The sequence below is a fragment of the Acinetobacter lactucae genome (genome assembly GCF_013122135.1).
In the GTDB taxonomy this organism is placed as follows: domain Bacteria; phylum Pseudomonadota; class Gammaproteobacteria; order Pseudomonadales; family Moraxellaceae; genus Acinetobacter; species Acinetobacter lactucae.
The window spans coordinates 3,572,073-3,587,906 of sequence record NZ_CP053391.1 but is presented as its reverse complement, the minus strand read 5'-3'; the positions used below and the strand labels follow the sequence as shown (position 1 = coordinate 3,587,906).

Here is a 15,834-nt window from a genome sequence, read left to right as displayed (position 1 = left end):
TAAAGTTTTTCCATAAAAAATCCCTTGAACTGGCAAGGGATTTAGAATTTATTTCAAGATGCGCCAAAGTGCTAATAAACTACTCAGCACAATCAGAATAATCGAGACAAACCAAGGGCTAATAATCGCGATGGTCAATAAAATCAGCATGCTACTACCGAACATCCAACTGCGGCGTTGTTGATGTTCCATTTGCAAACGAAGTTGTTGAATTTCACGTAACTGACGGTCTTGCCAAGCAGACTGATTCTTTAAACCATTTAGACTGTCAATAATTAAACTTGGGAAATCTTGAGCGCCTAAAAGCAGGTCAGGTAACTGCTGGCCGAGCTCTTTTACATTTTTGACTGGGTTCATGTTGGATTTGACCCATTCCGTCAAAATTGGTTTTGCCAACTTCCAGATGTCGAGCTGCGGATAAAGGTCAGTACCTAAGCCTTCTACATGCACTAAAGTTTTGAGTAGCAGCATGAGTTGTGGTGGAATTTCTAAATGGAACCGTCGAGCAATATCCATGACTTGAATTAAGATGCCAGCAAAATCAAGTTGATCCATTGGTTTAGACACCATTGGCCCAACAGTACGGCGCATTTCACGTGCTAACGAGTCTTGGTCTGTACCCGGTGGAATCCAGCCAGCTTGATGCACAATTTGAATAAGCTGCATAAAGTTGCTGTTCATGACAGCAAGCAACATGCGGGCAACCGTCATTTGGTCGTGTTTAGATAGCTCACCCATAATCGCGCAGTCCAGCGCAATAAAGCGTGGATTGCTTGGGTTGATGGTTTCTACAAAGACGTTACCGGGATGCATGTCGGCATGGAAAAAGTTATCGCGGAAGACTTGCGTAAAGAAAATAGTTAATCCTTTTTCTGCAAGTTGTGCGCGGTCCATGCCTAGACGGTCAAAGGTTGCCGTGTCTGAAATAGGTACACCGGTAATACGCTCAGCCACCATAACATCTTTGGTGTCCATGTAGACTTCTGGCACATACATCATGGTTGAGCCAGTAAAGTAATGACGCATACGGCGAGTGTTATCCGCCTCAATGCTCAAGTCCAGCTCATTTAAAATGATCTGGCGGTAGTCTTGAATAATTTCGGTGAGATGCAACGCACGAGCAGCTTCAAGGCGGCTTTCTAATGTATTTCCTAGCCATGCCAAAATTTCAAAGTCTTGCAAAATTTGATTGCGAATATCAGGGCGAGTGACCTTAACAACGACTTCGCGACCATCATGCAACGCAGCAGTATGCACTTGGGCAATTGATGCGGCAGCTAATGGCTGATCATCAAAGCGAGCAAACAATGTATTTACGTCAGCTTTTAACGAATCTTGAATACGTTGTTTGGCAACATCTCCATCAAAAGGCTTTACTTGATCTTGAAGTAAAACCAGCTGAGCGAGCACCTCAGGTGGAATCAAGTCACGACGAGTAGAGAGTAATTGACCGAGCTTGATTGCAAGTGGTCCCATATCTTCTAAAGCTTCTTTGAGCTTTAAAGGGTTTTTACGTTCACGGCTCGACCATGCAGCTGGATGCATTTTAATAATATTTAATGCATGCTGAGCTTTAACTGGTAATTCATCCGCAGGGAACAACGTATCGAGTCTATAGTGCGCTGCAATACGCCAAAGTTCGAGTAAACGTGAAACGTGCGGAATCATATACAGTCTTACCTAGTCTTGAGAGGGTTGTAGTTGTGCATTGAGTTGCTGCAATCTTGCTTCTAGACGGTCAATGTCTTGATTAAGCTTGCGAGTGGCTTGAGTTAAGTCGTCCATTTCCCAGCGAGGGGCAAATAGGCCGCTATCTTCTTTTAATGCGTCTTCTGCAAAAAATAGATGACTTTGAAGAGAGCGTTTTAAATGTTTTGGTGCAAGTTGAATCTTGCCAATCTCGTGTGCGAGTTGAGGACCGACCCATCTAGATAAATGCGCAGCTAAATCTGGTTCAGCTTGCTGCATAATCTTTTGAATATCCTGTAATAGGTGATAATCACCTTGGAGTGGGATATTGCCAATCTGGTCTGGATCGCTGACTAATAATTTAATCAGTTCAACGACATCTTTAACATGCAAAGTGGCAGTTGCTTCAGAAATTTTGAATTGAGCATCAAAAGGGCGTTGTTCAAAAATAGAAGGTTTTTCGCTGTGTCCTGTTGCAGTAGGTTCAAGACGTACTTTTTCTTGGTCAAAGAATACATCGACAGAAAGCTGCGGGCTATCAATCACTACACGCAACATTTTGCCCTGTAACTGATTAAGCTGAATGCGTGTAACCGCATCCAGATCGATCAGATGATGAATGATACGTTCGACTGCACCAAGTGCCAGAATCGACCACATATCGTTATCCCTTACAGTTTAAAGCCACGGTGAACGGCAACAATACCAGCAGTAAGGTTGTGATAGTCACAGTTCTGGAAGCCAGCATTTTCCATCATACCTTTTAAAGTACGTTGGTCTGGGTGCATACGGATTGATTCAGCTAAATATTTATAACTTTCTGAATCATTGGCAACCAATTTACCCATAATCGGTAAAGCGGTGAATGAGTAGAGGTCATAAAGTTTTGAAAATGGCTCAAATACAGGTTTAGAAAACTCAAGAATCAGTAAACGGCCACCTGGCTTCAACACACGGAACATAGACGCAAGTGCTGCATCTTTATCTGTCACGTTACGTAAGCCAAAGCTAATGGTGACAAGATCAAAGCTGTTGTCTGCAAAAGGCTCTAAGGTTTCTGCATTGGCAAGAACGAAATCAACATTGGTACAGCCTGCATCAATTAAACGGTCACGGCCAACATTAAGCATAGATTCGTTAATGTCTGAAAGAACGACATGGCCTTGAGGACCAACTTCACGGCTAAATACTTTTGCTAAGTCGCCTGTACCACCCGCAATATCCAACACGTGTTGACCACGGCGAACACCAGACATATTAATTGCAAAACGCTTCCACAAACGGTGAATACCAAATGACATCAAGTCATTCATCAAGTCATATTTGCTTGCAACAGAGTGGAAAACTTCTGCAACTTTTTGTGCTTTATCTTCAGTTCTAACAGTTGAGTAACCAAAGTGTGTTGTTTCACCCACGTTGCCGGTATTGCCCGCACCACGAGGTAAATTATATTTCGGTACAGAACCGTTAACAGGCGTGTCTGTTAAGGTTTGCTGTAAAGTTTGTTGTTGCCCTTGAGGTGTACCTTGCGGTAAAGGTGAGCTTAGGAATGGGCTAACTTTGTCTGAACTTTGTGCCTGCTCAGTTGGAGATGTTGGCTTTTGGTTTTCGTTAGACATATTGTCTCTCCTAGACTCAAACTCAAGTGAAACGGAATAAGTTCTGCATGATGACAGATTTTGTCTATTTTTACAGGCATCATCATGCAAATATAATGAATAAAATCTCAACTTCGCGAGGTTGAGTTTTTCTATGTGCCGACCTTATCACACTCTAAACGGATTCGGATGCCCTGAATGTACATTTTCAATAATCTGGCGTTCTTTTTCAGTAAAAGTCTTGATAAAGGTCTCGGCTGATTTTAACGGTTTCATTGCACTAAAACCATCTTGAATGAAATCATACATCAATTCGAAGTGATATTTTTGGGCAATACCTTTACACATTTTAAAAGCAGTAAACATCATAAATGAGCGCATGTACTTATCGAGCGCTGCTCCTAAATCATCAAGAAGGGCAAGCTGCTGGTAACGAGCCTCGGCCTGATCGAGCTTGATTAAGGTTAAACGCATAATTTCATCAGTGAGTACTGTATCTGCCGGATAGTCTTCAAGAAGTTGCATTGCTACTTGCTCATCAAGTCGAGTTGCAAGTACAGCCAAACTTACCGATTTAGTACCCGTTTTAATTGCATTTTCAGGTAAGACTTTTTCTGCTTTATGAGCATATTTCAATAGGCGTTCAATTTGAGCTGCAAGAGCATCAAACTCTGGACCACCATATAAACGATTTAAAAAATACTCTGACATGAGCTTGTGCGCTGACAAATTAAAAAAGTCATGATGTGTGTCTTTCATCCGCTCTTTTAGCCATGTTTGTACATCTTGCAAACGTTGGGCAAGCACTGGATTATCGTGATAATTAAATGTTTTATATTGTTGTAAAAGATCATCAAAAGCGGCGAGTTTAGACATTTAAGGCTCTAATATTGGGCTATTTGCAAAAAATCATAAAAGGCATTGTAACCTTGTACTATGGCGAGTAGATGTAAAAAAAATGATTCATGCGTCAATTTTTAAACAGAATTTTGTCGCAATGACATAATTTGTATAGCAATTCATCATTTAACCGCATAAGTTAAAGATCATCGAAATTAAACAATAAAAGATTAGAGCCGTGGACTATGAGTGAACAACAACCAAAATTTGAGATTCGTGATGAAGAACAGCTTTCAGTCGATTTGATTGAAGCACAATATGCGTTAAAAGAAAGTCGGGGCAAACCTAACGCTAAAAGTACACTGATATTAATGAGTGGTATTGAACTGGCTGGAAAAGGGGAAGCGGTTAAGCAGCTTCGTGAATGGCTAGACCCAAGATATTTACGAGTCAAAGCAGACGCACCGCGTGTACTGACGGATACAGAGGCTTTTTGGCAATCTTACTCGGAGTTTATTCCGACTGAAGGACAAATTGTGGTGATGTTCGGCAACTGGTATAGCGATTTGCTCGTCACAGCAACGCATGTTTCTGAACCTTTAGATGATTCCCGCTTTGATGAATATGTTGAAAATATGCGGGCATTTGAGGAAGATTTAAAAAATAACTATGTGGATGTGGTTAAAGTTTGGTTTGACCTTTCATGGAAATCACTACAAAAACGTTTAGACAAGATAGACCCATCTGAGCAACATTGGCATAAGCTTCACGGCCTAGACTGGCGTAATAAAAAGCAATATGACACTTTGCAAAAGTTACGCCGTCGTTTTACCGACGATTGGTACATTATTGATGGTGAAGATGAAAAACAGCGTGATCAGTTTTTTGCTCAGTACCTTTTACAACATATGCGACAGCTCCCAGAACATGAAACTGAAGTCAAAGGACAATGGCAGCAAGCTAAAATTCCAGAGAGTTTGTTACAACCAGCTAATGAGCAACTTGAAAAAGCCGACTATAAAAAAGAACTCGATAAACTTAGCAAAAAAATTGCCGATGCCATGCGTTTTGATAAACGTAATGTCGTGATTGCTTTTGAGGGTATGGATGCAGCCGGTAAAGGCGGTGCTATTAAGCGAATTGTTAAAAACTTAGATCCGCGTGAATATGATATTCATTGTATTGGTGCACCTGAACGCTTTGAAGCTCGACATCCATACTTATGGCGTTTTTGGAACCGCATTAATGAGGCTGAGAAAATCACGATTTTTGATCGGACATGGTATGGGCGCGTGCTTGTTGAACGTGTTGAAGGTTTTGCTTCGCCTTTAGAGTGGCAGCGTGCCTATGATGAAATAAATCGCTTTGAAAAAGATTTATTTGATAGTCAAACGGTTATAGTAAAAATTTGGCTAGCAATTAGCAAAGATGAGCAAGAGCAACGTTTTAAGGCCCGAGAGGAAACACCGCATAAGCGTTTTAAAATTACCGCAGAAGATTGGCGTAATCGTGATAAGTGGGATGATTATTTAAAAGCCGCAGCAGATATGTTTGAGCGAACCAGTACTGACTACGCACCTTGGCATATTGTCGCAACTGATGATAAATATACCGCACGTCTGGAAGTGTTAAAGGCTATTTTAAAACAGCTGAGAGCTGACTAAGCTCTCAGCTACAAGGCATATATTAATTTACAATAGTGCTACGGCTTTTTTGCTGAATACGCTTTGCAAGGTTATAACTGTCATTCAGATGAGTTTCTGCTATTTTTTTCATCATGAAATAGCCTAAACTTGCTGCTACAATTTGTCCGCCTAGCGGTATAAATTTAGTCACCTGTTTCGTTACGATTTTGCCAAAAAAGCCATTAAATGTTTTTTTAACGGTGGTACGTGCCACTACAAAGCCTGAAAATTCAAAACCACGTTTACGTAGCTCATCCCAGTGAATTGTTTTAGTTTTTGGGTCGTAGACACTCACGTGTTCAGGTGCTAAACCAAAACGGGAATTGATATCTGGAATCAGGTGAGACAAAATTCCCAAATCTACTACCACGTCAAAGAAAGGAATCGGCACGATCGCCGCTCCAGCTGAGACGTAAGCTCTTTTTTTGATGAGATCATGGCACTCATCGCGAATTTGTTCCAGATTTAGGCTAGGATCAATATAGTCAGGAATCTTGTCAATTTTCATAATGTCTACCTGTATAAGTTTCTTGATGGCGTCATTCAAACCAAGTGTAAGTGACACCTTAAGTTAAATTATGCTGTGTTTAAACCAACGTGACATAGTCAGATTCAGTTGTATAGTAATGAATGTTTATGATTTTGTGCATAAATTATGCAAGCAGGAAATGAAATAAATGGGGATCCATGTTATTCAAAGTCAACGTATTGATGTGTTGTTGCAAGGTGTATTGGCGTCTACATCTCAAGCTTCAACGCATCCATTACAGGTTTTGAAAACCCAACATTTTATTGTTCCAAGTCCTGCGGTCGAGCAGTGGCTGATACAAAAACTTGCAGAACAGCAAGGCATGAGTGCCAATTACCAGTTTCACCAAAGGGTACGAGGTTTCCAATGGTTTGCCTATCAGCAAGTTTTAACTGCGCATAAAGAGCAGGTTCGTAAAGCGAACATCCCGCGTTTGATTTTTAAATGGCGGGTGCATCAGGCTTTGCACGAATTTATTCAACCTGACACGATAAGCATCGATACGTCGCATCCTTTACATTCTATTGTTCAGCGTATTTATGACAGCGCAGATCGACTCGAACAAGGCATAGATAAACAATTAAAAAAACAAAAAATGCTGTATTGGGTCGCTGAGCAGGTTGCCGATCTATTTAGCAACTATATGATTTATCGTGGACAGTGCCAGCGTGGTTGTGAAAATAGTTGTACCTGTCCGGAAAACTGGTTGTCTGCTTGGGGACAGGGCCGAGCACTCGATATTGAAAAATATATTGTGCAGAAAGATGAAGAAGTGACTGCTTTTGCATTACATCAAACTGAGGAGCTAGAGCGTTGGCAGCGTTGGTTGTGGCAGCAACATTTTCATGATGATTTTTTGCAAATGCAGCAAATTGACGCGTTGTTTTGGCAAGAGTTAGATCATCCAGACCGTGGTAAGCGTGCTATTTCAAGATTACCTAATCAAGTGGTGATCTTTACGTTGCTAGATTTACCGCCAAGTCAGTTACAGTTCTTGCGCCGTTTAGGCCAATATATTGATGTCTTGATTTTGCACTATAACCCTTCACAAGAATATTGGGCCGATAGTGTCGATCCACTCTGGAAACAGCGTTATGACTTAGGGGTAAAAGAGCGTTTTATTGCGAAAAATCCAAAGGCTACTGATGCTGAAATTAGCGATTTCTTTAATAAATTCACACTCAATTTTAATGCTGAAGCGCGTGAGTCTAGACATCCGCTTTTAACCAGATTGGGTAAACAAGCCCGCGACCACTTTTCACTATTATCAAATTTATCTACGGGCGAAGAAGGTAAGTGGGTGGATGCTTTTGTGGATGATTTTCCTGAAAGTTTACTCGGTAAAGTTCAGTCAGATATTTTACATTTGGTAGAACCAGAAGCGAAACAATATGAGCTTGCCACAGACGATGACTCGATTCAGATTCATGTTTGTCATTCGACTTTACGTCAGCTTGAAGTATTAAAAGAGCAGTTGATTGGCTGGTTGGCTAAACCACATGAGCAGCCGCGCCGTCCAAACGATATTTTAGTTTTAGTTCCTAATTTGGCTGATATAGAGCCATTAATTCGAAGTGTATTTCCCGCTACTGCCACTGAGCAAGGTGTGCATTTGCCTGTGAAAATCGCCGGTGTTGCATCACTCGATGCACTTAATGCTTGGCGTGCCGTAATTGGACGTATTCAACTGATGCAGGGGCGTTTTTGCTTTGATGATTTTGCTGACTGGTTAAGTTTGCATGCGACTCAGCAACGTTACGAACTTGAATATGTTCAGGTTGAGCGAATTTTAAATTTACTTGCCGATGCGGGCTTTAAACGAGGGCTGGATGCAGAGCATCTCAAACGCAGTCTATGTGAAGGGGATGACGATTACCGATATAGCTTTAAATTTGCCTTAGAGCGATTGGCTCTTGGTATTGCTGTGCCTGTACATGCAACGTTCAATCAGGTGTTGAGTTATGCCAAAGTTCAAACGAGCGATTTCGAGTTGGTGGGTACACTCATTCAGATTTATCAAGATTTGAATGAGCGCCGTGATTGGCTGACTCTGCATGAACAAGGAAAAGTCTACACGGTTGAATATTGGCTCCAAGTGCTGGGCAAGGATATTATTGAATTTGAGCAGGTCGGTGTTGCAGCTTTAAAGGCTGTGCGGGAAATTGTTAAAAAACAAGAACGAATGTTAACGCTCGCAAGTTATTACGCCGAGACAGAAACAGGAACTTTGCGCAAAATTACCTTGCCTCTGCCTTATATTATTGAAGAAATTCAACGGACATTAGAAAGTCAAAGTGCGCAAGCTGAACCGACAGGGCAAATTACCTTTGCCCAAATTGGACACATTCGACCGTTACCTTATCGTTTAATGGTTATGCTAAATCTTGATGCAGGGCAATTTCCAAACCGTGATACACACGTTCCATTTGATTTGATGGATGCACTGCGCCAACAGTTAGGCGATCGCTCTCGACTTGAAGATGATCAAGGTGCTTTTTTAGATGCTTTATTATTAGCCCAAGAAAATTTATGGCTGTTTTATAACGGCTTTGATGTGAACGATGGCGAGGTGCGCGAACCTTCCAGTATTCTTCAAGAGTTTCGTGAACATCTTGCGTTGATCGTGAAAGCTGAAGATGGTGTATCTGAAAGTGTCGTTATTGAAGGAATTGAGATTCCATCACAGTTAAAACAACTCTATCACTTACATGATTTACAGCCCTTCGACCCGAAAGGTTTTACTGTAGAAAAAAGTGTTATTCGCTACCAAGACCACTGGTTTAAGATCGCTTCACAAATTCAGCAAGTTTCAGGAAGCCGTCAACCTTGGACGAACACAACCTATCCGCTACAAGCACCGGACATGCTGGTTTTAGAGAGCCAGCAGTGGATACAGGATGTGACATTCCCTGCACGGTTATATTTGAAAACTTTAGGGGTAGAAAACTTAGGAAGTGTCGGAGTGCTCGACCAAAATGAACCGTTATTATTAGATGGTTTAAGGCGTTATGCGATCCGACATTTTTTACAACAATCTGAACAGCAAGCACAACCTGAAGTACTAATTGATCAGTTGCCTGTAGGTAAAGTCAAATATAGTGCATGGCAACAAGGTGTGTTTGAGCAAGAATGTTTGCTTGAACGTCTTCACCATTATGCACCAGCAGTGACACAAACCACTCAGCGTATTTGGCGAATTGCTAAACAGCTGCATATGAATATTACAGTTCCGAAATCTGAAACTCGGGATTGGGTGAGTATGGAGCCTTCAAGCGCTCGGGCAAAAAGACGTGCTAAAGTCTGGTTAGAATATCTACTTTGGTTAGCTTACTTAAATGAAGGAAGTGCAGGGGCTGAAAAACGCCGTATTGTGGTTTTTAGCGATCAAATTGTGATTTGTAGTGGCATAAGTTCTGAGCAAGCTCGGCAATATTTACAGCCATGGTTTAAAATCTGGCGCCATGCACAGCAACAACCTTTGGTTCTACCAGCAGCCTTATTATTAAAGCCGCTAGAAAAAGCTAAAGCATATCAGTGGGAAACAACAAATCAGGCCGAAAAAGCAAAACTGGATGAGAAGAGCTATGCTGAGCTGCTAAAATACTGGAATGAAACAGGGTCATTTACCACGATGGATATGACTCAAAATGAAGCTTGCAAGTTGCATCAAGACTGGAGTTTTATTTTACAAGAACAAGATGCACAGGCTTTACTTCAACATGCTTGTGATGAGTTTGCGTATGATCTGTATCATCCGGTTTTTCAATTTCAACATTCGGAGTAAGGCATGAACTCAAGAGTACAGGTGTCTTATCAACCTATTATTGATATTGAATTTAGTGGCTTACATTTAATTGAAGCTTCGGCAGGTACAGGAAAAACCTATACCTTATCAAGTTTGATGGTCCGTATCTTTCTTGAAAAATACTTGCCTAGACAAGTCATTGCGACCACGTTTACCCGTGCTGCTGCTGCCGAGTTAAAAAGCCGTATTCGTGCACGTTTGGTTGAAACGTACCGTTATTTAGATGCCAAGCGTAGTTTTACAGAACAAGAATTACTTACGCAGGCAGAGCAAGAACCTGACTTATTACTCCAGCACATTTTAAAAAACTTCGCGACCCGTATTGCCTATGCGTGCGAACGTTTAAAATTGGTTATAGATCAATTAGACGAGTTATTTGTCGGGACACTCGATAGCTTTAGCCAAAAACTATTACGAGAGTTTGCCTTTGAAAGTGGAAAAATTGAACGCGCTCAAATTACCGATGATGCCAAAACTTATAGTCGGCAACTGATTCATGATGTTTTGCGTGAATGGATACAGTCTCAACCTCAAACCGTGATTGATGCTTTATATCTGGCAGGTGAGCTTAAGAGTGTTGATAGTTTTGTTAAACCGGTCGAAGACTCACTGAATTTTAGTTCAGCTCATTTTAAACTTCCCGAAAAACCAACTATTCAATTTGAACAACTTGCCCAGCTCAAACAATTAGCGACAGAAATTGATATCAGCCTTTTAGAAGCATATTACCTGCTTGATGGCGAGCACTATAAACATGTGAGCGGGACAGTATTTAGAAATGGGGCATTTAATAAACTATTTAGTGAATGTTTACCGCAGTTACTACAAGTTCTAAAGCAAAGCGACATTATTTTAGTTTTTGACGGGTCATTAGCCGCACAACGAGAACTTGTTTTTAAGTTTTTAGGCCAAATTGCCGATCAAAAAGTTTTTAAGAAATGTCCTGCTGAAATTTCAGATGGATTCTATCAACATCCCTGTATTCAACAGATTCAACAGCTATTTGGCGTACTGAAAAACTACGCCGAGCAGTTCGACCAGCTTCATATTTATTTAAAAGCCTATTTATGTGTAGAGGTTAAAAAACGCTTACCACAGGTTTTGCAAAATAAAGGTGAGACTACTTTTTCTCAGCAAATTCGTACACTTTCTGAAGCTTTAAAAGGTGAGCAGGGGCAACGTTTTGCTGTATTTGTGCAGGCTCGATATCCCTTAATCTTGGTTGATGAATTTCAGGACACTAACCAAGATCAAGACGATATGCTGGCGAGCATTTGGCGCCATCCAGAGCGCTACAAAAAAGGTTGCATGATTATGGTGGGTGACCGTAAACAGGCAATTTACGGTTTCCGCGGTGGGGATATGCTCACTTTCTTAAATGCTTATAAAGATATTCAAGCCAAGCATGGTCGTGAATATAAGTTAATTCATAACCATCGTTCTGTTGCTGATCTGGTTGAAGTGGTCGATGCCTTGTTTCAAAGGCAAGTCGACTTTGGTGAAGAAGTTCAATATGACCCAATTCGAGCAGGAACTCGGCCTCATCCTGTATTGATTGAGCAGAACAATCATAATCCTCACCCTTTACGCTGGTTGATGCTCAAAGATAAAGAAACAGAGGCTCAGCAAGTTGCATGGAAGATTCGAGATCTACTTAACCAGTCTCATGCTGGACAACTATATTTTCAAAAAGATGCTCAGACTCAAACCTTAAACGAAGATGATATTGCGGTATTGTCTCGTAATCATGATGGCCTCGATAAAGTTCAATTTGAGCTAGAACGTTTAGGAATTCGGGTTAATCGTCCATCAAAACGAAGTGTTTTCGATTGCACGATTGCTCAAGACGTGGGTGCTTTGTTGACGGCCATACTTCATCCTTACGATGAGGCAAAAGTCAAACGAGCGTTAATTAGCCGTCTATTTGCCATGGATTTAAAACAACTCTTGCAACTTGAGCAAACAGTCGAAGGGTTAAGCCAGTTTATGACTGGTTTTGACACGATTAGAGAGTTGTGGTCCGCTCAAGGCTTTTTAGTGGCATGGCAACAATGCCTCATCCAGTTTGATATATGGCAAAATTTGGTTGCAGCTCAAAGTAAAGATAATGAACGGGTTGTGGTGAACTTACGTCATTTAACTGAAATTTTGAGTCAGCATAGTGAAAAATACTCAGGTGCTCAGAACCTTTATCACTGGTATCTCAAACAGCTACGTTCTCCTCTTGACCGTGATTGGGAGTTAGAACGTAAATTATCGAGCGAAGCTGGTGTTCAGCTCATGACAATTCACCAGTCAAAAGGGCTGGAATTTAAGATTGTATTTTTATTAGGTGCAGATAAGCCCTTTCGAGAAAATAATAAAACACTCAATTTTTCGACCCAAGATATTGTCAAACCAGACTCAAACCAGACTTTGACTCAACGTGTCGTTGCAATTGCTGACAAAACTTATTTGAATGAGATTGAACTTAAGCAACATGAGGAGCGAGCGCTCGCTGAACAGAATCGTCTTTGGTATGTCGCTTTAACGCGAGCAAGCCATCGCGTCTATGCTGTTTTACAAGATCTCGATGGTAAATCGGTATCAGGCCTCGCATTTTGGAAAAATAGGAATGAGCCTTTTCAGCACCATTGCTGTACGGATGAAATGGTTTTGGAACAGATTCCACAAGCAATTCATTTAGCCGAACAAACAAGTATTATCGAAATACAAGCAAAACGGTTTCCTGAACAACGTTTTTATTCGAGAGGGAAAACCAGTTTCAGTTACTTGGCACAGCATTTAAAACATAAGACGGGCACAGATTTATTGGCCAGCCAGAGCAATGATGCTGTATTGGCAGAAGATGAGTTGGATTTAATTCATACTGCTGAAGCAATCAGTGCTCAGCCGATTGACTGGATAAAGAATAACTTTCCTAGAGGAACACTTGCCGGTAATTTCTTGCATGAAATATTTGAACATATTGATTTTCAATGTTCAGATGACTGGGTCATAGAAATACGTCGTCGCTTTAAAAATGACTATAGTAGCCTTTGGCAAGATTTACTCAGTAAATATAACGAGAGCTTCCCAGAAGAGGAAGATGCCGAAAATCTGCTTTACCAGTCAGTTGCAGAATGGTTAAAAGATATTTTGCGAACACCGCTTTATCAAGGCTTTCGATTAAACCAGCTCCAACAAGATCAGTATTTGTCAGAGTTTCCTTTTTATTTGGCACTCTCAGATCGGGTATTAGCGATGACTCGTATTCAGCAACTCTTCGCTGAGTATGGGTTGAATATGCCAGAATTACTTGAAGCTCGCTCAGCGCGTTACCTTAATGGTTCTATCGATTTGGTTTATTTTGATGGTCAGCGTTACCACATTGCCGATTATAAAAGTAATTACTTAGGCGATGATCTTGCAGATTATCGTAGCGACAGCATTGCCCAAAGTATGTCTTTAGCAAGTTATTGGCTACAAGCAGGTTTATATCTCGTTGCGTTACATCGTTATTTGCAAGTCAAAATGCAGGATTACCAGATTGACCAACATTTGGGTGGGGCAACTTATCTTTATTTACGTGGTATGAATGGTGAAGCGGAGCAGGGGTACTATTATTGGGAACCTAGCGTCGAGTTTATTCTTCGTCTTGATGCCATTTTGGGGTATTTTGCTGAGGATAAAATTGCATGAAAAATGCTGATAAAATGCGTAATTTGAAGATTAACAAATACTTGGCATGTGGATAAGCCTGTCTATAACCATGTGGACAAGCGTGTGGAAAACTAGGTGGATAAGTGTGTGGACAATCTAAACAGCCCTGAACAAGCCGATTTAAGCTGGTTAACAACTTGGAGTAACTTCTTAAATCAGGCTCCATTTACTGAACAATCGCAAGTGCCAGAAACCACTTCTTACTTGCAGCAGCTTATTGAAGCGAGCTTACAAGGCGATAGCTGTATTGATATCAGTTCAGAGCAAATTGCAGCACTTGGTCAGCTTGCTATATCTGCCGATCAAGCAACTTCAAAAGTTGCGCCGTGCGTCTACGATGAGCAGGGGTTGGCATTATACCGATATTGGCACCTAGAGCAACGACTTGCAGAACAAATTTGTCGATTAAAGCAACAATTAATTCAACCTGTAGCTTGTGAAGACTATCTAGACCTACTCACCGATCCTCATCAACAGGCAGCTTTACAGATGGTTGCTCGGCAAAGCTTGAGTATTATTACGGGTGGGCCGGGTACAGGTAAGACTTATACGCTGGCACGTATTATTGCTGTGCTGAGTCAGGCAATTCCGCATATTCGTGTGGCGATGGCTGCTCCAACAGGTAAAGCAGCACAGCGAATGCAAGAAGCATTACAGAACTCGTTTAATGATCCTAAATTGCTTGAGTCTGGATTAGTGAGTGAAGAGCTAAGGAATCAGGGAACACAAACGATTCATCGATTATTAGGGATGGGACATAGCCAAACACCACGGTTTAATCAAAAACAGCCTTTGCCTTATGACGTGATTGTCGTGGATGAAGCTTCCATGCTGGATTTAAATCTGGCTACTCTTTTATTTGAAGCTGTGCCTGAGTCTTGTCGAATTATTTTATTAGGAGATGCGAATCAGCTCGCTTCCGTCGATGTCGGCGCGGTTCTTGCAGATTTACAACAAATACAGGCGTTGGCTGATAACAGAGTACAATTACAAACCAGTCGTCGTTTTGCTGAGGGTGCATTGATTGGACAAGTGGCCAAATTTATTCAGGCACAAAGCTATCAACAAGACCATGTAGAAGTTTTGCAGCGATTTGAAGTTGATATTGTTCAGGTGTCAGAATTAAAGCCCATACTTTTACAAAGAGATATGCCTGATGTGGTTCAGCTTGAATATTTATCAGAAGGGAATCAATTAGACCTAGATAGCTATTATCAAAAGCTAATGCTCGGGTTCCAAGGGTATGTACAGAGTCTAAAAAATTATTTAAAAGAAGAGCGTTCGATTGAACAGGCCCAAAATGTAGTAAAAGCGTTTGATGATTATCGGATTTTAACGGCTGTTCGTCATGGCCCGTTCGGCTTGCAGCAGTTAAACCAATATGCACAGCGTTGGCTACAGCAACAGTTATCAATCGTGACTCTTGGAGGATGGTATGTGGGTCGTCCGGTAATGATGACTTATAACGATTACCAGCTTGGTATTTCAAATGGAGACATTGGTTTGTGTTTTGAACATAGAACTCAGCCACAGCAGTTTGAAGTATATTTCCCAAGTTTAAATAAATGGGTCGCTGCAAATCGATTGCCTAAAAGTATTCAAAGTGCCTTCGCCTTAACCATTCATAAATCGCAAGGGTCTGAATTTACACATACTGCTGTCGTTCTAGATCAGGCTGCAAAGAACTTATTAAGCCAAGAACTTATTTACACTGCGATTACACGAGCTAAGAAAGTAGTCAGTCTTTTAGTGCATCAAGAGGCATTATTACAGGCATTTACAGTTCGTACTACACGAAAAAGTGGTTTAGTTCAGAAAGTTAATCGGTTAGTTCGTTAAGACAAACTTAATATTTTTACACTTGTAAGAAAAAGCTTACATAGATTCGAGATATTTGCTGCTAGAGTACACCCCGTGTTTTTGAGATTATAAATGCACAACGAGCTTGGCACGGAATGTCGGGCAAAATCGCACAATAATAATTAC

At 41.0% G+C, this 15,834-nt stretch carries 9 protein-coding genes; 4 read left to right on the top strand and 5 right to left on the bottom strand.

Annotation, left to right across the window (positions count from 1 at the left end):
* Nucleotides 1–48: 48 nt before the first annotated feature.
* The 4 genes from HLV59_RS16735 to HLV59_RS16720 all read right to left on the bottom strand — a co-directional run bounded on the left by HLV59_RS16735 (nt 49) and on the right by HLV59_RS16720 (nt 4,163).
* Nucleotides 49–1,668 carry an ABC1 kinase family protein gene (locus tag HLV59_RS16735; RefSeq protein ID WP_081175437.1) on the bottom strand — a complete coding sequence of 540 codons (1,620 nt, stop codon included), beginning with the start codon at nt 1,666–1,668 and terminating at the stop codon, nt 49–51.
* Between the two features lie 12 nt (nt 1,669–1,680).
* Nucleotides 1,681–2,349: a ubiquinone biosynthesis accessory factor UbiJ gene (locus tag HLV59_RS16730; protein WP_016142358.1), complete on the bottom strand. Its 669-nt coding sequence runs from the start codon at nt 2,347–2,349 to the stop codon at nt 1,681–1,683.
* Nucleotides 2,350–2,360: 11 nt separating this feature from the next.
* Entirely contained in the window at nt 2,361–3,308 is a 948-nt protein-coding gene (ubiE, locus tag HLV59_RS16725) for a bifunctional demethylmenaquinone methyltransferase/2-methoxy-6-polyprenyl-1,4-benzoquinol methylase UbiE (protein WP_002114829.1), read from the bottom strand.
* 147 nt (nt 3,309–3,455) lie between these two features.
* Complete coding sequence (locus HLV59_RS16720) at nt 3,456–4,163, bottom strand: FFLEELY motif protein (protein ID WP_061874458.1); 708 nt, start codon at nt 4,161–4,163, stop codon at nt 3,456–3,458.
* Between the two features lie 209 nt (nt 4,164–4,372).
* On the opposite strand from HLV59_RS16720, the gene pap reads away from it, so the two are divergent.
* Nucleotides 4,373–5,791 (top strand): polyphosphate:AMP phosphotransferase, encoded by a 1,419-nt coding sequence (pap, locus tag HLV59_RS16715; protein ID WP_171430404.1) that lies wholly within the window; start codon nt 4,373–4,375, stop codon nt 5,789–5,791.
* 22 nt (nt 5,792–5,813) lie between these two features.
* On the opposite strand, the gene HLV59_RS16710 is transcribed toward pap, so the two are convergent.
* A complete protein-coding gene (locus tag HLV59_RS16710) occupies nt 5,814–6,320 on the bottom strand; it encodes a hypothetical protein (protein WP_014208241.1) in 507 nt (168 codons plus the stop codon).
* 169 nt (nt 6,321–6,489) lie between these two features.
* Between HLV59_RS16710 and HLV59_RS16705 the strand changes: the two genes are divergently transcribed.
* From HLV59_RS16705 to recD, 3 genes are all read left to right on the top strand, one after another.
* Nucleotides 6,490–10,125 (top strand): exodeoxyribonuclease V subunit gamma, encoded by a 3,636-nt coding sequence (locus tag HLV59_RS16705; protein WP_171430403.1) that lies wholly within the window; start codon nt 6,490–6,492, stop codon nt 10,123–10,125.
* 3 nt (nt 10,126–10,128) lie between these two features.
* Nucleotides 10,129–13,827, top strand: coding sequence for a UvrD-helicase domain-containing protein (locus HLV59_RS16700; protein ID WP_171430402.1), 3,699 nt, complete (start codon nt 10,129–10,131; stop codon nt 13,825–13,827).
* 108 nt (nt 13,828–13,935) lie between these two features.
* Nucleotides 13,936–15,687, top strand: a complete 1,752-nt coding sequence (gene recD, locus HLV59_RS16695) for an exodeoxyribonuclease V subunit alpha (RefSeq protein WP_171430401.1) — start codon at nt 13,936–13,938, stop codon at nt 15,685–15,687.
* Nucleotides 15,688–15,834 lie beyond the last annotated feature (147 nt).